18 protein-coding genes and 1 tRNA gene are annotated in these 18,903 nt (G+C 72.5%); 10 read left to right on the top strand and 9 right to left on the bottom strand.

Annotation, left to right across the window (positions count from 1 at the left end; all coding sequences use genetic code 11):
* Positions 1 to 251: 251 nt before the first annotated feature.
* Complete coding sequence (gene phoU / locus ACIF6L_RS02230; protein WP_359805202.1) at positions 252 to 929, bottom strand: phosphate signaling complex protein PhoU; 678 nt, start codon at positions 927 to 929, stop codon at positions 252 to 254.
* Positions 930 to 1,236: 307 nt separating this feature from the next.
* On the opposite strand from phoU, the gene ACIF6L_RS02225 reads away from it, so the two are divergent.
* Both ACIF6L_RS02225 and ACIF6L_RS02220 read left to right on the top strand, forming a co-directional pair.
* Positions 1,237 to 2,523 (top strand): ATP-binding protein, encoded by a 1,287-nt coding sequence (locus tag ACIF6L_RS02225; protein ID WP_329488388.1) that lies wholly within the window; start codon positions 1,237 to 1,239, stop codon positions 2,521 to 2,523.
* Between the two features lie 2 nt (positions 2,524 to 2,525).
* The gene (locus ACIF6L_RS02220; RefSeq protein ID WP_238863613.1) at positions 2,526 to 3,218 is read left to right on the top strand and encodes a response regulator transcription factor; all 693 of its coding nucleotides are present in this window, start codon (positions 2,526 to 2,528) and stop codon (positions 3,216 to 3,218) included.
* Positions 3,219 to 3,437: 219 nt separating this feature from the next.
* Here ACIF6L_RS02220 and ACIF6L_RS02215 read toward each other — a convergent pair whose 3' ends face one another.
* Positions 3,438 to 4,109 carry a DUF461 domain-containing protein gene (locus ACIF6L_RS02215; RefSeq protein WP_359805199.1) on the bottom strand — a complete coding sequence of 224 codons (672 nt, stop codon included), beginning with the start codon at positions 4,107 to 4,109 and terminating at the stop codon, positions 3,438 to 3,440.
* A 547-nt stretch (positions 4,110 to 4,656) separates the two neighbouring features.
* Here ACIF6L_RS02215 and ACIF6L_RS02210 point away from each other — a divergent pair.
* The 7 genes from ACIF6L_RS02210 (at position 4,657) to ACIF6L_RS02180 (ending at position 12,018) form a co-directional block, all read left to right on the top strand.
* Positions 4,657 to 5,139: a CarD family transcriptional regulator gene (locus ACIF6L_RS02210; RefSeq protein ID WP_030244332.1), complete on the top strand. Its 483-nt coding sequence runs from the start codon at positions 4,657 to 4,659 to the stop codon at positions 5,137 to 5,139.
* A 271-nt stretch (positions 5,140 to 5,410) separates the two neighbouring features.
* The gene (gene ispD / locus ACIF6L_RS02205) at positions 5,411 to 6,169 is read left to right on the top strand and encodes a 2-C-methyl-D-erythritol 4-phosphate cytidylyltransferase (protein WP_329492152.1); all 759 of its coding nucleotides are present in this window, start codon (positions 5,411 to 5,413) and stop codon (positions 6,167 to 6,169) included.
* 85 nt (positions 6,170 to 6,254) lie between these two features.
* Positions 6,255 to 6,731 (top strand): 2-C-methyl-D-erythritol 2,4-cyclodiphosphate synthase, encoded by a 477-nt coding sequence (ispF, locus tag ACIF6L_RS02200; protein ID WP_396486180.1) that lies wholly within the window; start codon positions 6,255 to 6,257, stop codon positions 6,729 to 6,731.
* Positions 6,732 to 6,963: 232 nt separating this feature from the next.
* Positions 6,964 to 7,359 carry a PPOX class F420-dependent oxidoreductase gene (locus ACIF6L_RS02195; RefSeq protein WP_329488383.1) on the top strand — a complete coding sequence of 132 codons (396 nt, stop codon included), beginning with the start codon at positions 6,964 to 6,966 and terminating at the stop codon, positions 7,357 to 7,359.
* 116 nt (positions 7,360 to 7,475) lie between these two features.
* Positions 7,476 to 8,870 (top strand): cysteine--tRNA ligase, encoded by a 1,395-nt coding sequence (gene cysS / locus ACIF6L_RS02190; RefSeq protein ID WP_359834125.1) that lies wholly within the window; start codon positions 7,476 to 7,478, stop codon positions 8,868 to 8,870.
* Positions 8,871 to 9,004: 134 nt separating this feature from the next.
* A complete protein-coding gene (rlmB, locus tag ACIF6L_RS02185; RefSeq protein ID WP_352286100.1) occupies positions 9,005 to 10,000 on the top strand; it encodes a 23S rRNA (guanosine(2251)-2'-O)-methyltransferase RlmB in 996 nt (331 codons plus the stop codon).
* Positions 10,001 to 10,380: 380 nt separating this feature from the next.
* Positions 10,381 to 12,018 (top strand): DoxX family membrane protein, encoded by a 1,638-nt coding sequence (locus tag ACIF6L_RS02180; RefSeq protein ID WP_396485871.1) that lies wholly within the window; start codon positions 10,381 to 10,383, stop codon positions 12,016 to 12,018.
* Between the two features lie 128 nt (positions 12,019 to 12,146).
* Here the strand turns inward: ACIF6L_RS02180 and ACIF6L_RS02175 are convergent, their stop codons facing one another.
* The 3 genes from ACIF6L_RS02175 to ACIF6L_RS02165 all read right to left on the bottom strand — a co-directional run bounded on the left by ACIF6L_RS02175 (position 12,147) and on the right by ACIF6L_RS02165 (position 14,728).
* Positions 12,147 to 12,974 (bottom strand): NDP-sugar synthase, encoded by an 828-nt coding sequence (locus ACIF6L_RS02175; protein ID WP_396485870.1) that lies wholly within the window; start codon positions 12,972 to 12,974, stop codon positions 12,147 to 12,149.
* 37 nt (positions 12,975 to 13,011) lie between these two features.
* Complete coding sequence (locus tag ACIF6L_RS02170; RefSeq protein WP_329488377.1) at positions 13,012 to 13,452, bottom strand: hypothetical protein; 441 nt, start codon at positions 13,450 to 13,452, stop codon at positions 13,012 to 13,014.
* Positions 13,453 to 13,636: 184 nt separating this feature from the next.
* Entirely contained in the window at positions 13,637 to 14,728 is a 1,092-nt protein-coding gene (locus ACIF6L_RS02165; protein ID WP_329488376.1) for a sn-glycerol-3-phosphate ABC transporter ATP-binding protein UgpC, read from the bottom strand.
* 278 nt (positions 14,729 to 15,006) lie between these two features.
* Here ACIF6L_RS02165 and ACIF6L_RS02160 point away from each other — a divergent pair.
* Positions 15,007 to 15,080 (top strand) — tRNA-Thr (locus ACIF6L_RS02160).
* Between the two features lie 75 nt (positions 15,081 to 15,155).
* Here ACIF6L_RS02160 and ACIF6L_RS02155 read toward each other — a convergent pair.
* The 4 genes from ACIF6L_RS02155 to ACIF6L_RS02140 are packed head-to-tail and all read right to left on the bottom strand — an operon-like array spanning position 15,156 to position 18,859.
* The gene (locus tag ACIF6L_RS02155) at positions 15,156 to 16,325 is read right to left on the bottom strand and encodes a tyrosine-type recombinase/integrase (RefSeq protein WP_396485869.1); all 1,170 of its coding nucleotides are present in this window, start codon (positions 16,323 to 16,325) and stop codon (positions 15,156 to 15,158) included.
* Positions 16,325 to 16,549 carry an excisionase family DNA-binding protein gene (locus ACIF6L_RS02150; RefSeq protein ID WP_396485868.1) on the bottom strand — a complete coding sequence of 75 codons (225 nt, stop codon included), beginning with the start codon at positions 16,547 to 16,549 and terminating at the stop codon, positions 16,325 to 16,327. The genes ACIF6L_RS02155 and ACIF6L_RS02150 overlap by 1 nt, the downstream gene beginning before the upstream one ends.
* Positions 16,542 to 17,882 carry a replication initiator gene (locus ACIF6L_RS02145; RefSeq protein ID WP_396485867.1) on the bottom strand — a complete coding sequence of 447 codons (1,341 nt, stop codon included), beginning with the start codon at positions 17,880 to 17,882 and terminating at the stop codon, positions 16,542 to 16,544. The genes ACIF6L_RS02150 and ACIF6L_RS02145 overlap by 8 nt, the downstream gene beginning before the upstream one ends.
* Positions 17,882 to 18,859 (bottom strand): DNA cytosine methyltransferase, encoded by a 978-nt coding sequence (locus tag ACIF6L_RS02140; RefSeq protein WP_396485865.1) that lies wholly within the window; start codon positions 18,857 to 18,859, stop codon positions 17,882 to 17,884. Before ACIF6L_RS02140 ends, ACIF6L_RS02145 begins: the two co-directional genes overlap by 1 nt.
* Positions 18,860 to 18,903 lie beyond the last annotated feature (44 nt).

Raw genomic sequence — 18,903 nt, 5'->3', positions numbered from 1 at the left:
GAGAAGCCGTGCGCCCTCACCACCCCTGTTCGAGGTTTACTCACCCCGCGGAGTGAGCGCCGCCGGCCCGTCGGAGCCCCGGCCCGCCACCGGCGGAGCCGGTCCACCCACCCCGACCAGCGGCGACCCACCCGCCCGGGACAGGGCCGGCCCACCGCCCGGAGCGGAGACCACGGTGCCCGGAGCGGACACGGCGCCGCCCCCGGCGGCGGGACCGACCCTGCCTCCGGGGGCGCCGTGCCGTACCGGGGTCACTCCCCGGCGGCCTCCGAGGAGGCGATGAACTCGCCCACGTGCTCGCCGGTCACCAGGTACACCACGCGCTTGGCCACCGAGACCGCGTGGTCCGCGAAACGCTCGTAGTAGCGGCCGACCAGCGTGACGTCGACCGCGGTCTCGATCCCGTGCTGCCAGCGGTCGTCGATCAGGTGCGCGAACAGGTCGCGGTGCAGCGCGTCGATCGCGTCGTCGTCCTGCTCCAGCTCCAGCGCCTTGTCGACGTCCTTGGTGGCGATCACAAGGCCGGCCTTGGCCACCAGCCGCTGGGCGAGCTGGCCCATCTCCAGGACGGTCGCGTGCAGGTCGCGCGGCACCGCCGACTCGGGGTAGCGCAGCCGCGCGACCTTGGCCACGTGCCGGGCCAGGTCGCCGCAGCGCTCCAGGTCGGCGCTCATCCGCAGCGAGGTGACGACGATGCGCAGGTCGGTGGCGACCGGCTGCTGGCGGGCGAGCAGGTCGATCGCCCGGTTCTCCAGCTCGTGGTGCAGGTTGTTGATCCTCTCGTCGGCGGCGATCACACTCTCCGCCAGCGCCAGGTCCGCGTCGAGGAGCGCGGTGGTGGCCCGGCCCAGGGCCGAGCCGACCAGCCGGGCCATCTCGATCAGGCTGTCGCCGATCGAGTCGAGTTCCTCGTGGTACGCGTCGCGCATGCTCTCTCCTCAGTAGCTGTGTCGGTGGCGGTGCCGACCGGTCATCCCGTACGACCGTCGGTAGGGCGTACGAATGACCGCTGCTGGTGGCGCGCATCGTACGCGCGCACCGGGGACGACGGACAGGCGTTCGATCCACCGTTCCTTCCCACACGGGCTGCGTGACCAACTCTGGGCCGCCCGGGCGACCACGCACGACCCGTGCGGTGAATCGGCAGCTACGTGGAGGTGAATTCTCGGCAACGGGCGGCCGATCCCTTGATCCGACCCTGGAGGAGTGGCCACGTCATGCGCTTAGGCTGGCGGTATGGACGTGAACGTGGCCGCCGCCGCTGCCTGCGCCATAGCCGGGCTCGGCGTCGGCCTCACGGCCTCCATCGCCTTCCGTTGGAGCGAGCGCGAACAGGCCAAGGGCAGATATGGCGGCACCAACGGCAGAACCCGACAGCAGGGGCTCAACAACCCCACCCATGAACCTCCCCTTCCCCCGGGGGTCGACACCGTCCTCTCCGTGCTGCGCTCCTGCGCGATCGTGCTCGGCGAGGGCGACGAGGTGGTCAAGGCCAGCTCCGCGGCGTACGCGATGGGACTGGTGCGCGGCGGCGCGGTCGCCATCGACCAGATGCTCTCGCTGGCCCGGGCCACCCGCCGGGACGGTGAGATCCGCCAGGTCGAGCTGGAGGTGCCCCGCCCCGGCGCGGCGCGGGCCGCCGAGCCGCTCGCGGTGTCGGTCCGGGTCGCCCCGCTGGGCTCCCGGCTGGTCCTGGTCCTGGTCGAGGACCAGACCGACCGCCGCCGGGTCGAGGCGGTCCGCCGCGACTTCGTCGCCAACGTCAGCCACGAACTCAAGACGCCGGTCGGCGCGCTCTCGCTGCTCTCCGAGGCGGTCGCCGACGCGTCCGACGACCCGGAGGCGGTGCAGCGCTTCGCGGGCCGGATGCAGATCGAGGCGACCAGGCTGGCCAGCCTGGTCCAGGAGATCATCGACCTCTCCCGGGTCCAGGACGACCGGCTGATGGTCGACCCGGAGCCGGTCGCGGTGGACGAGCTGATCGCGGAGGCGATCGACCGCTGCCGCCAGCAGGCCGCCGCCAAGCAGATCCTGATCGCGGCCGGCGGCATCGCCGGCCTCTACCTGCACGGCCACCGCGGCCAGCTGGCCGCGGCGCTCGGCAACCTGGTCGAGAACGCCGTGAACTACAGCCCGCCGAGGACCAGGGTCGCGATCGCCACCCGCCGGATCTCCAGCGCCGCCGCCCTCGGCGAGGCCGACGGCGAGCTGATCGAGATCTCGGTGACCGACCAGGGCATCGGCATCTCGGAGAAGGACCGCGAGCGGGTGTTCGAACGGTTCTACCGGGTCGACCCGGCCCGGTCCCGGGCGACCGGCGGCACCGGCCTCGGCCTCTCCATCGTCAAGCACGTGGCCGCCTCGCACGGCGGCACCGTCTCGGTGTGGAGCGTCGAGGGCCAGGGCTCCACCTTCACCGTGCGCCTGCCCGCCGGGCAGGCCCCCGAGGACCACACGCTCCCCGCCGGGGAGTCCGCGCAACCCCTGTCAGACACAACCCCCCAGCTTGCCCCGGAGGCCTGATCGTGACCCGAGTACTGGTGGTCGAGGACGAGGAGTCGTTCAGCGACGCCCTCTCGTACATGCTCCGCAAGGAGGGCTTCGAGGTGGCCATCGCCGCCACCGGCCCCGACGCCCTGGAGCAGTTCGAACGGAACGGCGCCGATCTCGTCCTGCTCGACCTGATGCTGCCGGGCCTGCCCGGCACCGAGGTCTGCCGCCAGCTCCGGGTGCGCTCGAACGTCCCGGTGATCATGGTCACCGCCAAGGACAGCGAGATCGACAAGGTCGTCGGCCTGGAGATAGGTGCGGACGACTACGTGACCAAGCCCTACTCCACCCGTGAGCTGGTGGCCCGGATCCGTGCGGTGCTGCGCCGGCGCGGCGAGGCCGAGGGCCCCGGCGACGGTGGCGGCCCGGGCGCGCTGGAGGCGGGCCCGGTCCGGATGGACGTCGACCGCCACGTGGTGACCGTCGACGGCGCCAAGGTCGACCTCCCGCTCAAGGAGTTCGACCTGCTGGAGATGCTGCTGCGCAACGCGGGCCGGGTGCTCACCCGGATGCAGCTGATCGACCGGGTCTGGGGCGCCGACTACGTCGGTGACACCAAGACGCTCGACGTCCACGTGAAGCGACTGCGGGCGAAGATCGAGCCGGACCCGGGCGCGCCGCGCTACCTGGTCACGGTCCGTGGCCTCGGCTACAAGTTCGAGCCGTAGACCGGACGATTTGGAGCCCCCGTGCCGGGGGCGGGTGAGCGGCTCAGTAGAGCGGCCCGCTCCGCCGGCGCGGACCGGGCGGACCCACGAAGGACCCCTCCGGGCAGCCGCCCGGAGGGGTCCTTCGCGTGCGCGACCGAGCCCGGCCGGCCCTCCGCGTGTCCGCCTCCGCGGTGCCCGGACCCCGCGTTCGCGGGACCGGACGCCGGAGGCGGTGGGTCAGTGGGAGCCGGCGGTCGGCGAGGCGGTGCCGGCCGGAGTGGTCGCACCGGTGCCGGCCGCGGTACCGGAGGGGGTGGCGGTGCCCGAGGGGGTGGCGGCACCGGCCGAGGCGCTGGGCGAGCCGGCGGCCTTGGACGGCACGGCGGCGGGGGAGGCGGTCGGGCCCCAGCCCTTGTACAGACCCTTGTTCGGGCTGACCGCGGCCTCGGTCGCGACCTTCTCGCGGTTCTTGAAGGCGAAGGCGGTGGGCACGAAGCCACCGACGTGGACGCTGGCCGAGGCGACCTTGGCGGAGGGGTTGCCTTCGCCGCCGATCAGCACGGCGCCGCCGGCGGGGACGACGATGCTACCCAGCGGGGCGCCCTTCTCGTCGGCGAAGGCGGCGGCCCCGCCGTCGCCCACGACGATGGACTGGAGCTCGACGGGCTCCGTCCCGGTGTTGCTGATGTTCACCGACACGTTGGCCGGACCGGTGTGCTCGCCGGAGGACTCGTCCCCGGTGACGACAACGATGTTGTTCAGCCGGAGGTCGGTGCCGACCGTCGCGTAGGCGTTGTCGGGCTTGATCTCCAGAGTCTCCGCCTTGTTGCCGGCCGAGCAGGACGACAGCGAGGCGATGGCGAGGGCGGCGATGGCGGCGATGCTGCCGACTCGAATGCTGCGGCTCACGGCGGCGGCTTCTCCTAGGTCACATGTCGGGTGGTCAGGCCTCAGATTATCGACCTCGCTTATGCGCTCCTCACGGGGTGGTCCCCGTGTCGCGCTCCGGGAGTCCGCCCGGCGCCCGGACGGCGGCACCCCGCCACGCCCGGAGACGACCGGCGGGGCGGCGCCGGCGGGGCCCCGCGCCCGGCACCGGCACGGCCCGGGCCCGGACGGCGGTACGGCTCCGACCTCGGCCGCGACCCGGCGCCGTACTCGTGGCAACACACCGGCGTGTCCTGGTCAAGTGCCGACCAAGATCGGATCACGATCGGGAAACGGCCCGATAAACGGTGAAATCTCAAGATCCAATCACGGTTTCAGGAGTGTTGCCGCAGGTTTCGGGAGGTACCGGAACCGCCTCCGACCTGCGGGAAGCCCGCGCCGAAGGCCGCCCGCAGCACGTCATGGGGGTCCTTGTCAAGCCCCGAGACCGGCCCTGACCTGCGAAAACGCCCTTCGGGTGCGCCGAAAAGCGTGTTATTCTGGAAAGCCACGGAAGGGGTCCTGTCACATGACGTTCAAGGTTGGCGACACGGTGGTCTACCCCCATCACGGGGCCGCGCTGATCGAGGCCATCGAAATTCGCCAGATCAAAGGTGTGGACAAGACCTACCTGGTCCTCAAGGTGCAGCAGGGAGACCTGACGCTCCGGGTGCCCGCCGAGAACGCGGAGTTCGTCGGCGTGCGCGATGTAGTCGGCCAGGAGGGTCTGGACCGGGTCTTCGAGGTGCTTCGCGCACCGTACACCGAAGAGCCGACCAACTGGTCCCGTCGCTACAAGGCAAACCTGGAGAAGCTCGCTTCGGGTGACGTTATCAAGGTCGCCGAGGTTGTGCGCGATCTCTGGCGTCGCGAGCGCGAGCGCGGTCTGTCCGCCGGTGAGAAGCGCATGCTCGCCAAGGCGCGCCAGATCCTCGTCAGCGAGCTCGCGCTGGCCGAGAACACCAACGAGGACAAGGCGGAGACGCTGCTCGACGAGGTGCTCGCCTCGTAGCGCAGTCGGGCTCGCGCCCACCGCCCACACGTTCACAGCGCCCGATGCCGGCGCGCCGCTCACCGGACGAACCGTCCTGGAGTGGTGCAGTGGCACTTCGGGCGCTGAGGCGTGTCCGGACGACGCCCCCGCACCCGAGCCGGCCGGCCCCGGGCCCGCATGACCGTTTCTGCGTGTTCTGTGGGCGGGAGACCGTGGAGCTTTTCGGAAGGGGTCCCGCGCGCCCGTCGTGCACGCCATGGCCATACCCACTTCGCCGAAGGAGTGAAACCTGAACGCCACAGGAGCAGTTGCAGCAGCGGTGGTGCCCGCCGCGGGACGCGGTGAGCGACTGGGGCCCGGAGCCCCGAAGGCCCTGCGGGAGCTGGGCGGGGTGCCGCTCCTGGTGCACGCCGTCAGGGCGCTGACCCGCAGCCGGGCGGTCGGGCTGGTCGTGGTCGCGGCGCCGGCCGACGGCGTGGCCGAGGTGGTCGGACTGCTCGACACCCACGGCCTGGACGGCAAGGACATCCGGGTCGTGCCGGGCGGGGCGACCCGCCAGGAGTCGGTCCGGCTGGGCCTCGCCGCGATCCCGGCCGAGGTGGAGATCGTCCTGGTGCACGACGCGGCGCGTCCGCTCGTGCCGGTCGAGGTGGTGGACGCCGTCGCGGCCGCCGTCCGCGGCGGGGCGGAGGCGGTGGTGCCCGCCGTGCCGCTCGCCGACACGGTGAAGCGGGTCGAGCCGCGGCCGGGTGGTCCCGAGCCGGTGCTCGACACGCCCGACCGTTCCACCCTGCGGGCCGTGCAGACTCCACAGGGCTTCCGCCGGGAGACGCTGGCCGAGGTGCACGAGAAGGCGCTCGCCGAGGAGGCCGCCGCGGGGGCCGACGCCCTGCCGGCGGTCACCGACGACGCGGGCCTGGTGGAGCGCTTCGGCGGCCGGGTGGTGGTGGTGCCCGGCCACGAGGAGGCGTTCAAGGTGACCCGTCCGCTGGACCTCGTGCTCGCCGAGGCCGTTCTCGCCCGCCGGAGGGCCGCCGATGCCTACTGATCCCACGGCCTCCGGCCCGCGCGCCGAGGACGCGGCGCCGACCGCCCACGCCCCGGCGCCGCCCGCCGCGGACTCGCGGCCGCCGATGATCCCCCGGGTGGGGATCGGCACCGATGTGCACGCCTTCGAGGCCGGCCGCCCGCTCTGGGTGGCCGGCCTGGAGTGGCCGGGCGCCGAGTACGGCCTGGCCGGGCACTCCGACGCCGACGTGGCCGCGCACGCCTCCTGCGACGCGCTGTTCTCGGCCGCCGGGATCGGGGACCTGGGCGCGCACTTCGGCACCGACCGGCCGGAGTGGTCGGGCGCGTCCGGCGTCCGGCTGCTCGGCGAGGCGGCCCGGCTGGTGCGCGAGGCCGGTTTCGAGATCGGCAACGTCTCCGTCCAGGTGATCGGTGTCCGGCCGAAGATCGGCAAGCGGCGCGCCGAGGCGCAGGCCGCGCTCTCGGCGGCGGTCGGCGCGCCGGTCTCGGTCTCCGGGACGACGACGGACGGCCTCGGCCTCACCGGCCGGGCCGAGGGGCTCGCGGCGATCGCCACCGCGCTGGTGTACGAGCGCCGCTGACCCCGGGGCGCACCAGGAGCGCCGGACAGCGGCAGGGGCGGCCCGGGGGCGGTAGGAGCGGTGGCGGCGGCCGGTAGGCCGTCCGGGTGGTCCGGGCCGGGAATACCCGGCCCGTGACGGGTGTTCAGGAGCCTTGGCCGGTGCCCGAGTCGCTACCGTTCGGAGCGGGCCGAGCGAGGCCCGCCCGCTCACCGCGGGCCGTCCGACGCCGCTTGACGAGAAGAGGTCCCCGATGGCCGCACAGCTCTCCGACCGGGCCAAGGCCCTGATCGACGGCAAGAGCTTCGCCGTGGTCTCCACCATCCAGCCCGACGGCAGCCCCCAGTCCTCGGTGGTCTGGGTCAAGCGGGACGGCGACGACGTCCTCTTCTCCACAGTGGAGGGCCGCCGCAAGCACCTCAACCTGCTGAAGGACCCGCGGATCTCGCTGGTGGTCAACCCGCCGGAGAGTCCCTACTCCTACGTGGAGTTGCGCGGCGAGGCCACCCTCACCCGGGAGGGCGGCAAGGAGCTGATCGACGAGCTGGCACGCAAGTACCGCGGCGAGGAGTCCTACGGCTACGACGGCCCGGAGGACGTCCGGGTGGTGGTCCGGCTCAGCCCGCGCAAGGTGGTCGGCAACCTCTGAGAGAGCCAGGCGGAGCGGGTGACTCCGGTAGGCCATGAAGAAGAAACGGCGTAGCCGCGGTATTGACATTCGAGAATGTCGCGGGGCACCCCCTCATGCCCACTACGCTTGACGCTGTGAGCATTCGCCTGTACGACACCAGCACCCGCCAGGTACGCGACTTCGTCCCGCTTGTACCGGGTTGTGTCTCGATCTACCTGTGCGGCGCTACCGTCCAGTCGGCGCCACACATCGGGCACATCCGGTCCGGGCTCAACTTCGACATCATGCAGCGGTGGTTCGCCTACCGCGGCTACCAGGTGACCTTCGCGCGCAACGTCACCGACATCGACGACAAGGTCATCGCCAAGGAGCGCCAGCTCGGTACGCCGTGGTGGCAGATCGCCTACGCCAACGAGCGGGCCTTCAACGACGGCTACGCGGCGCTCGGCTGCCTCCCGCCGACCGTCGAGCCGCGGGCCACCGGGCACATCCCCGAGATGATCGAGATGATGCGGACGCTCATCGCGAAGGGGCACGCCTACGCGTCGGACGGCAACGTCTACTTCGACGTGAAGTCCTTCCCCGGCTATCTCGAACTCTCCAACCAGAAGCTGGAGAACCTGCGCCAGCCCGAGGGCGAGGGCGAGACCGGCAAGCGCGACCCGCGCGACTTCGCGATGTGGAAGACCGCCAAGGCCGGTGAGCCGAGCTGGGAGACCCCGTGGGGCAGCGGCCGTCCCGGCTGGCACCTGGAGTGCTCCGCGATGGCGCACAAGTACCTGGGCCGGGCCTTCGACGTCCACGGCGGCGGGATCGACCTGATCTTCCCGCACCACGAGAACGAGATCGCCCAGTCCAAGGCGTACGGCGACGACTTCGCGAACTTCTGGGTGCACAACGCCTGGGTCACCATGAGCGGCGAGAAGATGAGCAAGTCGCTCGGCAACTCGGTGCTGGTCTCCGAGATGGTCGAGCGCTGGCGTCCGATCGTGCTCCGGTACTACCTGGCGGCCCCGCACTACCGCTCGATGATCGAGTACAGCGAGGAGTCGCTGCGCGAGGCCGAGGCCGGTTTCGGCCGGATCGAGGGCTTCGTCCAGCGCGTGGTCGAGCGCTGCGGCGCGGTCGACGCGGCGCCCGAGGTGCCGCCGGCCTTCGCCGAGGCGATGGACGACGACCTGGGCGTTCCCCAGGCGCTGGCCATCGTGCACACCGCCGTCCGCCAGGGCAACAGCGCCCTCACCGCGGACGACAAGGAGAACGCGGTGGCGCGTCTGGCCGAGGTCCGTGCGATGCTCGGAGTACTGGGCCTCGACCCGCTGGACCCGCAGTGGACCGGGGCCGAGCACGGTGAGGACCTCCACGGGGTCGTCGACTCGCTGGTCAGGCTGGTCCTGGAGCAGCGGCAGGCGGCCCGGACCCGCAAGGACTTCGCCACCGCGGATGCCATCCGTGACCAGCTCGGCGAGGCCGGGCTGGCGATCGAGGACACCCCGTCCGGCCCGCGCTGGACGATCAACAACCAGTAACTCCATCCGAGCGATGGGGTGAGGGTGGGCCGTACCGAACCGGTGCGGCCCTCCCGCATGACGTAGCGCATGTCGTCGGCCGGCACCGGGTTCACGGTGCGGCCGGGCATGCCGGACAGACAGGAAGTACAGCCATGGCCGGCAACAGTGCACGCAGGAACCGCCGCAACCCCGGGTCGAAGAAGGGCGCGAGTGTCGGTACCGGCGGCCACAGCCGGAAGGCGCTCCAGGGCAAGGGCCCGACGCCCCCCGGCGCGGAGCGCAAGGGGCACCCGAAGCAGCGCGCGGCCAACGCCGCGGTCAAGCGCGAGCGGGACGCCAAGGCCCGGGCCGGCATGCGCCGGGCCGGCGGTGGCGGCAAGGGCGGCCGTGGCGGTGCCGGCGCGGCGGAGCTGGTCTTCGGCCGCAACTCGGTGGTCGAGGCCCTGCAGGGCGGGGTGCCGGCCACCGCGCTCTACGTCCTGCAGTTCATCGACACCGACGACCGGGTGCGCGACGCCTTCCAGGCCGCGAACGACCGGGGCATCCCGCTGATGGAGGCCCCGCGCCCGCAGCTGGACCAGATGACCGGCAACATGAACCACCAGGGCCTGGTGCTGCAGGTCCCGCCGTACGAGTACGCGCACCCCGAGGACCTGCTGGCGCAGGCCGCGGACAACGGCGAGGACGCGCTGATCATGGCGCTCGACGGGGTCACCGACTCGCGCAACCTCGGCGCCGTGGTCCGCTCCGCCGCCGCCTTCGGCGCGCACGGCGTGGTCATCCCCGAGCGCCGGGCGGCGGGCATGACCGCCGGTGCCTGGAAGACCTCCTCCGGTGCCGCGGCGCGGCTGCCCGTCGCCCGGGCCACCAACCTGACCCGGACGCTGGAGGCCTACCAGAAGGCCGGCGTGATGGTGGTCGGCCTGGCCGCCGACGGCGAGGCCGAGATCGGTGACCTGGAGGCGCTGGCCGGTCCGGTCGTGATCGTCGCGGGCAGCGAGGGCAAGGGCCTGTCCCGGCTGGTCTCGGAGACCTGTGACATCCGCGTGCGGATCCCGATGCCGGGTGCCACCGAGTCGCTGAACGCCGGCGTCGCCGCGGGCATCGTGCTGTACGAGGCCGCGCGCCTGCGCAGCAAGGTCGGCTGACCCCTCCCGACGCGCGGCCCGGCCGGGCCGTCGTACCGCGGCGGGCCCGACCGGGCCGGCGGGCGGTACGGCGGTCCGGCCGGGCCGTTTCCGCGCCCGGGTGAGCCGTTTCGCCGCAGCACAGCGGGGTCGGGCGGCGCAGGAGATCTTCCGGATTCTCCGCAGTCCGCCCGCAATTCGGGTGAAAGCGATCGGGCCCGACCGGGCCCGATCGCTTTTCTCATGATCACTTCAAGTGGGCGCCGGACATCCACTCGGGAGAGTGTCCTAACCGGGTGTCACCCGGTTAGACGGGTGTGGACACCAGAACACCTCGGCGCCCCCTCCTGGGCAACGGCAGCACCGGGATAGACGCGGGCCCCGGCCTCAATACCGTCAAGGTGCCGTCCGACCCCGCGCGCCTCAGCGTCACCCAGGCCAGCTTCCGGCTGCGGCTCGGCACCCCGGTGGCGCCGCTGATCGACGCCCCGGCCGGAGCGCTCTCCACCGGGGCCGCGTTCGGCGACCCGTACGCCGGCCAGGGCCTGATCCGCCGTCCGCTGGTCACCCCGCAGGTGGTCGTGCCCGCCTCGGCCGTACCGGCGCTCGCCGGGGCCGGCGGTGCCGGCGCGCCGCGGCGCAAGGGCCGGGTCACCGCCGTCACCTGGAGCGGCCAGGCGCCCCCCGGGGACCAGGCGGCCACCCGGCTGCTGGAGGCCGTCCGGCTGACCGGCGTGCCCGCGCCGGCCGGGGTCGGCGGGCGCGCCCAGGGCGGCTCCACGGCCGACGACGACACCCGGGTGATCCCGTCGTACGCGGGTGCCCGGACGGTCCCGCGCCAGCCGCGCGAGGGCGCCGGTACCGCCACCGAGGCGGGCGTCGGCCCGGTCGGCGCGCCCCAGGGCTGGACGCCCAGCGGCGAGCTGCCCGAGGTCTCCGCCACCGCCGGTGAGGGCAAGCCGCCGTGGTACCCCGGCCGCCGGGTGGACCTCGGCCTGGTGCTGCTGCCGTTGCGCGCGGTGCTGGGCTCGCTCTCGGTCTACGCCGGGTTCAGCAAGCTCTGCGACCCGGTGTACTTCGACGGCGGCGAGCGCGGCTCGATGATGCGCTGGCTCTCCTCGCTGCACCCCTGGAAGGTCGCCGAACCGCTGCTGTCGTTCGCGATGGCGCACCCGGTGGGCTCGGGGCTGGTGGTCTCGTTCACCGAGATCGTGGTGGGCGTGCTGACCATCCTGGGCCTCTGGCAGCGGCTCGCGGCCGGAGCGGCGATGCTGCTCTCCGCCGCCCTGCTGTTCACCGTCAGCTGGCGGGCCGTGCCGGTCTACGACACGCCCGACCTGATCTTCCTGGCGGCCTGGAGCCCGCTGCTGATCGCCGGAGCGCCGTTCGCCTCGTTGGACGGGCGGCTCAACCTGGAGGCGTGGCGGCGCCACGGCTCGGGCGCGCCGGCGGCACTGCGCCGGCGGGTGCTGCGGCGCGGTGCGGTGGTCACCTCGGTCGTGGTCGGCCTGACCCTGCTGCTCGGGTCGATGCTGGGCGCGGCGGTCCGCACCGGCGGCCGTCCGCACCCCGGGCCGTCCCGGCCGGCGACGGACTACGGCACGCCGGTCTGGCCGAGTGGCGGGCCCTCCGCCACCCCCGGTGGGCAGGGGCCGTCCACCTCGCCCGCGCCCGCGCCCGCGCGGCCGGCCTCGCCGGCGGCCGGCTCGTCCGCGCCGTCCTCCTCGGCGCCGGCCCAGGGCGCGGCCTCGCCGAAGGCCGGGACGCCCACGCCGAGCGGCAAGGCGCGGTCCACCAAGCCGGAGAGCGGTCCGAGTTCGGCCCCGGCGGCGCCGCAGACCGCGGCCCCGGCCGCCTCGGCGCCCGCGTCGCGCAGCACCCCGGCGCCGGGCAACGGTTCGGGGGCGGCGCCCAAGCCGAGCCCGAGCAGCAGCTCCGGCTCGGGGCTGCTCGGCGGCGTGCTGGGCAGCGGGCCGCTGGCCGAGCTGTCCGGCGGCGGGGCCCGGAACTCCCGGCCGGGGTCGCCGACGGCGACCTGACGGGCCGTCGGGCCGTCGGGCCCTCGGGGACGACAGGTGGCCGGGTGCTCCGTGGGGGAGCACCCGGCCACCTGTTCGTGGTCCCGGGGCCGGGGGCCCGAGGGCCGTGGGGCCGCCGCCGGGGTGGGTTACCGGGGCGTGTGGCCGGCTCCGGCGGCGAGTTCCTTGGCCGCCTCGGTGAGGTCCTTCGCGGTGTCGATGGCGCGCCAGTAGACGCCCTGCGGTAGCTGGTACCCCGCCAGGCGCTTGCCGCGCGCGAGTTGGGGGAACGTGGTCCGCTCGTGGTCCCCGACGTCCGGCAGCAGCTCGGCGAACTCCGGGCTGAAGACGTACAGGCCGGCGTTGATCAGGAAGGGCGAGGGCGGCGCCTCGATGAAGTCCAGCACGTTGCCGAACTGGTCCGTCTCCACCGCGCCCCACGGGATGCGCGGACGGGCCAGGGCGAGCGTCGCTACGGCGTCCCGCTCGTGGTGGAAGGCGGCCATGTCGCGCAGGCTGAAGCGGGTCCAGATGTCGCCGTTGGTGGCGTACCAGGGCTCGTCCGGCCGGGGCAGCGCCTTGGCGGCATACTTCAGACCGCCGCCGCGGCCCAGCGGTTCGGCCTCGACGACGGTGCGGACCTTCAGCGGCAGGTCGGTCCGGTCGAGCCACTCCTCCAGCACGCCGGCCAGGTGACCGCACGAGATGACCACGTCGGTGACGCCCTCGGAGGCGAGCCAGGAGAGCTGGTGTCCGAGGATCGGCGTCCCCGTGCCGGGGATCTCGACCAGCGGCTTCGGCCGGTCGTCCGTGTAGGGCCGCAGCCGGGAGCCCTGGCCGCCGGCCAGGATGACGGCCTGGGTGACGGCCGTCGTGCCGGGTGGGGCCGCCGACGGCTGTGGTGCCTGAGCCGTCCGCGGAGCCTGCGGTGCCTGGGCGGACGTGAGGTCGGCGGCGGAGCCGGAGTCAGCGGTCATGCCTGCACAATAGGGCGGCCGCCGGGGCGTGGCACCCCTAGGCGGCGACCCCGGAGGCGAACGAGCCGTCACAGACCGGCCGGGCGAAGGACCGGGCGCGCTGGACGTCCCCCTGGTACTTGCGCACGGCCGCCTTGCCGAGCTCACCGGCGAGCGAGGTGCAGTACGGCGTCAGGGCCGGCTGCTCGCGCATCGAGCGCTCCAGCAGGTCCAGCGCGCTGCCCGGGTTGTGCGCGCGCAACTCCTCCAGCAGGGCCACGCGCAGGGCGTCCTGCGGAGCCAGGCCCTCCGGGGCCTTGGCCGCGGGCACCCGGCCGATGCCGGCGCCGTCCTCGCTGGAGGCTGCCACGACCTGCTGGTCCAGCCCGGTCGGCGGAGCCCACGGCACCCTGGTCACGGCGAGGGTGCCGGTGGTCACCAGGACCACGGGCAGGGTCAGGGCGATGGTCTGGCCGATTCGGCGAACTAGCTGCTTCACGCTCAGGAGAGTAGCGCTGGGTGGGGCCCGGATCGCCCTCCGTTACACCATCGAGTGACGTGGTGTCCGGGTTCGTCCCTTCACCGTGTTGACGCGGGCGGTGCGGACGGCCGAACGACGGCGGAGCCCCGCCGGACCACGCGGTCCGGCGGGGCTCCGCCCGGGTCGTTCGCCGCCGCGAGCGTCAGTTGCTCAGGCGGGCACCGCTGCTGGTGGAGAACACGTGGGTCTCGTTGGCGATCGGCACGACGTGGATGGTCTCGCCGCGCTGCGGGATCTGGCGGCCGTGCACGCGCACGACCAGGTCCTTGTCCTCGCCGCCGAGCTTGGTGGTGCCGTAGACGAAGCCGTCCGAGCCGAGCTCCTCGACCACGTTGACGGTCACGGCGACGCCCTCGATGCCGCCGGCCGGGACGATCTCGAAGTGCTCCGGGCGGACGCCGACGGTCACCGACTTGTCGGTGCCGGCGCCGGAGAGGTCCTCGCGGGAGATGTTGACGATCGAGCCGCCGAACTTCACCCCGCCGTCCACCAGCGGCACGTCGATCAGGTTCATCGCGGGCGAGCCGATGAAGCCGGCCACGAAGAGGTTGGCGGGCCGGTCGTACATGTTGCGCGGGGTGTCGACCTGCTGCAGCACGCCGCCCTTGAGCACCGCGACGCGGTCGCCCATGGTGAGCGCCTCGGTCTGGTCGTGGGTGACGTACACGGTGGTGATGCCCAGGCGGCGCTGCAGGCCCGCGATCTGGGTGCGGGTGGAGACGCGGAGCTTGGCGTCGAGGTTCGACAGCGGCTCGTCCATCAGGAAGACCTGCGGCTCGCGGACGATCGCGCGGCCCATCGCGACACGCTGGCGCTGACCGCCGGAGAGCGCCTTCGGCTTGCGGTCCAGGTACTCGGTGAGGTCGAGGATCTTCGCGGCCTCTTCGACCTTGGTGCGGATCTCGGTCTTGTTGACGCCCGCGATCTTGAGCGCGAAGCCCATGTTCTCCGCGACGGTCATGTGCGGGTAGAGCGCGTAGTTCTGGAACACCATGGCGATGTCCCGGTCCTTCGGCGGCAGGTGCGTGACGTCGCGGTCGCCGATGCGGATCGCGCCGGCGTTCACGTCCTCCAGGCCTGCCAGCATCCGGAGGCTGGTGGACTTGCCACAGCCGGAGGGGCCGACCAGGACGAGGAACTCACCGTCCGCGATCTCCAGGTCCAGCGCGTCCACGGAGGGCTTGTCGGACCCGGGGTAGACACGGGTCGCCTTGTCGTACGTCACAGAAGCCATGGCTGTGCTCTCCTTCACCGGCAGGAACGTGCCGGACGATCCGAGTAAAGGTGGATGTCGTGCGCGGGCCCGCTCCTGGTCCGAACCACGGCGCGGGTCAACTCCGGGCGACGCTACCTGCGCCTACGCCGCTTGTCAGCCCCCGGACCCCTGGAATTCGGCATCGGTTCCATCACGCCCGCCCCACCCGCGATCCCCCGGATATGCCACCACCGCCCCACGGCCGCCCGGTAGACTGCCCCCGGTGCCGCCGTGACCTCGTCGCGGACGGTCACCATGCCTCCTTAGCTCAGCTGGCCAGAGCACCGCTCTTGTAAAGCGGGGGTCGTCGGTTCGAACCCGACAGGGGGCTCCGTGGCGGAGACGCCCGAAGGGCCAGCTCACCGGGGTGATCCGGTGGTGCTGGCCCTTCGTCGTTGGTGGAGAGCTACTCCGGCTGTGCCACGGGCGTGCCGGAAGCCGCCGGTGGATCTTCGTCGTCGCCGAGAGCCTTGCGGGCGGCCTCGCCCATCTTGTCGGCGATGGCCCGGTCCCGGTCGCTGGTCATGTGCTGGTAGATCAGCGCGGCCCGGGTGGTGCTGTGGCCCATCCTGGTCATGAGTTCCCGGGTGCTGGCCCCGTTCTGCGCGGCGATGTTGTTGCCCGTGTGTCGGACATCGTGGAAGTGGAGTTCCGGGGAGACTCCGGCCTTCGCCTTGGCCGCCGTCCAGTCGTCCCGGAAGTTGCTCCGGCGGAGCCTGCCGCCCCGGAGGCCGAGGAAGAACAGCCCGTCCTGTCCCTTGGCCGGGTGACGCTCAAGGTGCTGCTTCAGGTCCGGGACGATCAGGTCCGGGAAGGCGACCGGGCGGAAGCCGGCGCGGCTCTTCGGCGCCTTGGTGATCAGCTTGCCGCTGTTCAGCTCGGCCTGATTCCGGCGGACCCAGAGGATTCGGGCGTCCAGGTCGACGTCCCGCCGACGGAGCGCGGCCAACTCGCCGAACCGGAGCGTGGTGAACGCGGTGAGCAGGACGAGCGCCCGCCACTGCGGCTGGATGGCTGCCGCCACGGCGTACACCTCGGGAACGGTCAGGACCGGGCGCTCCGGGACGTCGTAGGTATCGGCGCCCGTGATCCGGCACGGGTTGCGCTTGATCAGCTCATCGTCGACGGCGGTGGTCATGATGCTGCGGAGGAGCTGATACGCCTTGACCACGGTGGGCTCGCCAACTCCGGCTTCCAGGAGTCGAGTTCGCCACGTTCGGACCCGGGCGGCCGTGATCTCGGACAGGAATCGCGCGCCGAACGTCGGCTTGATGTGTAGCCGAAGGACGCCCTCGTACCGCTCCCTGGTGGTGTCCTCCAACTTCCGGTCCTTCAGCCACTCGTCGGCGAAGTCACCGAACTTCACCTTCCCGGCGTCCGGGTCGGTCCACTGGTCGCGCTTGATGTCGGCCTCGATGAGCGTCAGCGCGACCTCGGCGTCCGTCTTGGTGGGGTAGGTCTCCTCACCAGGGCGCATCAGGCCGGTGACCGGGTCGGGGTAGCGGATCTGAAAGCGGCCGGACGGGAGCTTGCGGACCGAGCCGAAGCGACGGCGATTTCCCCTGGAGTTGGCCATCAGGCCACCTTTCGGAGCGGCCGACGACGAGCGGTCACCGGCTGTACGGTCCGCTCGGCGATGAACGCGTCGACGGCCGAGGCCGGGATGCGCACGTGGTGGCCGACCTTCACGAATGCGATGCGCCGCTCGGCGATCAGCCGGCGGGGGAACCGCTCCCCACTGGTCTCCCAGGTGCCGAGCAGTTCGGCGACCTGCGCGGCGGTCAACAGGCGGTCAGTCATGGGTCGGTTCTCCTTCCGTGCCGGGTGCGGGTTGCAGTGCTTGGGTGAGCCAGGCTTCGCCGCGGGTGAGGCCGAGGCCTGCGAAGACCCAGTGGGCGACGACGAGCGTGGTGTCGTCGGTGGCCGGGGCGTCGGAGCCGTGGAGGTGTTCGAGAGTCTGGGCGCGGCGCCAGGCGGTGCGGGCGTCGCGGAGGGCGCCGAGGGTGGTCGAGTACCTGCGGGTCTTGGTCGAGAAGTGGCCCCGGAAGCCGAGCATGTGAGCCCAGGCGCGGAGGCGGAGTTCCGCCAGTTCGGGTCGGGCGCCGAGGTTCCAGCAGGTTCGGATGAGGCGGCGGGCGTGCTCGGGGATCTCGTGCTGGGCGATCTCGGCGAGCAACCGTACGGGCCGGTCGAGCGTGCCGGTGGCGGTCTCAGCGCCCTTGGTCGCGTACTTGGCGATGTAGGCGGCTACGGCCCGTTCGGTGATCTGGACGGGGCCGGTGAAGTCCGCGTTGCGGATCGTACGGATGTCGAGCTGACGGCCGAAGGCGAAGCGGTGCTGCCGTCCGTCGATCAGCGGACCGGGGATGTCGGTCCGGCGGGCGGCGGCGCGGATGGCGTCCGTCAGCAGGTCGGCGGTTGCCCAGGACGGCGGGGGCGTGTCGCTGCCTTCGGGGCCGTCGAGGCGGATCACAGCGTGGAAGTGGATCGCGCCGCGCTTCTGGTACTCGGCGACCTTGCCGAACGAGACCCGGGCGACGTCCTTGAAGGCCCGCTGGGGCAGGCCGGCGAGCTTGGCGATCTCTCGACGCAGGTGGATCGTGAACCGGGCCCAGATCTTGCCCGCGTGGGCGTTCCACAGGACATGGCCCGCGTAGTCGTACGTCTCGGGGGCGAGCGGTGAGCCGAGCAGCGGGTCATCGGCCGGGTGGGCGGTGCCGCAGCGGCAGCTGCCGGAGCCGGGCCGGTTGTGGACGGCGCCGAAGCTGGGCGCGGTGAAGGTGGCGAACACCCTGGGGTGCGAGGCGACGGTCTCCGGGGTGCCCTTGCCGCCGACGAGCCCGGCGGTGATCAGGTGGTAGGTGTCGCGGCGATACGTTTCGGCGCACGACGGGCAGCGGGTGACCCGGCGGTTGCCACAGCGCAGGAGCAGGTTCCCGGCGGGCAAGTCGGCGGACTCCAGGTGATGGAGAACCTGCCCGGTGGCTTCGTTGATCTCGGTGCGCCAGCCGTCGAGGCGAACGGGCGAGGTGCAGCCGGCGAGTCCGGAGAGCTGCCGCATGAGGGCGGGCATGGTGCCGAGCTGGGCGAGGCCGAGGAGATCGACCACGGGCGGAGCGGTGATGGCGGCCATCAGGCAGCCACCGCCAGCCGCAAGTAGGCGGCGGGCTCCAGGACCGAGCGAACGACCACAGCAGCGAGGCCGGGCGGGATGGCGTTGCCGATCTGCTCGAACCGTTTGGTTCGCGAGCCTGTCCACGGGTAGTCGGCGGGGAAGTCCTGCAGGACACCGGCTTCGATGGTGCTCAGTTCGCGCTCCGGGTCGGATTTGGTGGAGAGCTTCCACGACCGAGCGCGGCCGGTCAGAGCCCAGGCAGGGCCGCCGGTGGTGAAGCGGTTGCCGCCGGCGGTGTGTTCGCCGCGGGTGATGACGTTGCCGTCGGCCAAGTTGAGTACATCGGCCATGGTGGTCCAGGCGGCGCGGCCGGGGCCGAAGAGGCTTTCGGGTTCGGGCACCTTGGCGTGGGTGGCTTCGGGCGGGGCGACTTGGCGCGTCGTGGAGGCCAGGAGGAAGGCTCGGCGGCGGGTCTGCGGTATGCCGTGGTCGGCGGCGTTGAGGATGCCGACCCAGGTCGAGTAACCGGTGCCGCGAAATATGCGGGCCATGTGGCCGAAGAGGGGTTCCACAGAGGGGACTTCCTCCAAGGCGACCCAGTCCGGACGGATGTCGAGCGCGTACCTCAGCGGCTCGACGGCCAGAAGCGAGCGCGTATCGACGCAGGCGGTCCGAAGGACGGCGCGGGTGTCTCGGCCGGCGGCGAGGTCGTCAAGAGCCTGATGGCAGAGCGCGATGTCGTCACCCCCGGCGCCGAGTCCGGCCGAGCTGAATGTCTGGCACGGCGCGGAGCCGATCAGGCCGGAGACCTTTCCAACGAGCGGGGTGGTCGGGTAGGTGGCGACGTCGGTGCGGATGGTGCGGTGGCCGGCGGCGGCGCGGGTGGCGCAGGCGGCGGCGTCGATCTCCAGGCCGATGTCCGTGTGGCCAAGGCGGTGCAGTCCCTCGGACCAGCCGCCGGGGCCGGCGAACAGGTCGATGATGTGGCGCTTCAAGGTGGTTCACCTCCAGTTTGGGAAAGGCCCCGGAGCCACGCGTG

It is taken from the genome of Kitasatospora sp. NPDC086009 (genome assembly GCF_044540385.1).
GTDB lineage: Bacteria > Actinomycetota > Actinomycetes > Streptomycetales > Streptomycetaceae > Kitasatospora.
Note: the sequence above shows the minus strand (reverse complement) of the source record. Positions and strands in the feature narration are given on the sequence as shown.

What these genes read in the sequence shown, in the direction of transcription:
- ACIF6L_RS02145 (WP_396485867.1), bottom strand. Translation starts at nt 17,882, where the DNA reads ATGGCCGCCATCACCGCTCCGCCCGTGGTCGATCTCCTCGGCCTCGCC.
- ACIF6L_RS02225 (WP_329488388.1), top strand. Translation starts at nt 1,237, where the DNA reads ATGGACGTGAACGTGGCCGCCGCCGCTGCCTGCGCCATAGCCGGGCTC.
- ACIF6L_RS02195 (WP_329488383.1), top strand. Translation starts at nt 6,964, where the DNA reads ATGGCCGCACAGCTCTCCGACCGGGCCAAGGCCCTGATCGACGGCAAG.
- ACIF6L_RS02165 (WP_329488376.1), bottom strand. Translation starts at nt 14,728, where the DNA reads ATGGCTTCTGTGACGTACGACAAGGCGACCCGTGTCTACCCCGGGTCC.
- ACIF6L_RS02210 (WP_030244332.1), top strand. Translation starts at nt 4,657, where the DNA reads ATGACGTTCAAGGTTGGCGACACGGTGGTCTACCCCCATCACGGGGCC.
- ACIF6L_RS02155 (WP_396485869.1), bottom strand. Translation starts at nt 16,325, where the DNA reads ATGGCCAACTCCAGGGGAAATCGCCGTCGCTTCGGCTCGGTCCGCAAG.
- phoU (WP_359805202.1), bottom strand. Translation starts at nt 929, where the DNA reads ATGCGCGACGCGTACCACGAGGAACTCGACTCGATCGGCGACAGCCTG.
- ispF (WP_396486180.1), top strand. Translation starts at nt 6,255, where the DNA reads ATGATCCCCCGGGTGGGGATCGGCACCGATGTGCACGCCTTCGAGGCC.
- ACIF6L_RS02175 (WP_396485870.1), bottom strand. Translation starts at nt 12,974, where the DNA reads ATGACCGCTGACTCCGGCTCCGCCGCCGACCTCACGTCCGCCCAGGCA.
- ACIF6L_RS02150 (WP_396485868.1), bottom strand. Translation starts at nt 16,549, where the DNA reads ATGACTGACCGCCTGTTGACCGCCGCGCAGGTCGCCGAACTGCTCGGC.
- rlmB (WP_352286100.1), top strand. Translation starts at nt 9,005, where the DNA reads ATGGCCGGCAACAGTGCACGCAGGAACCGCCGCAACCCCGGGTCGAAG.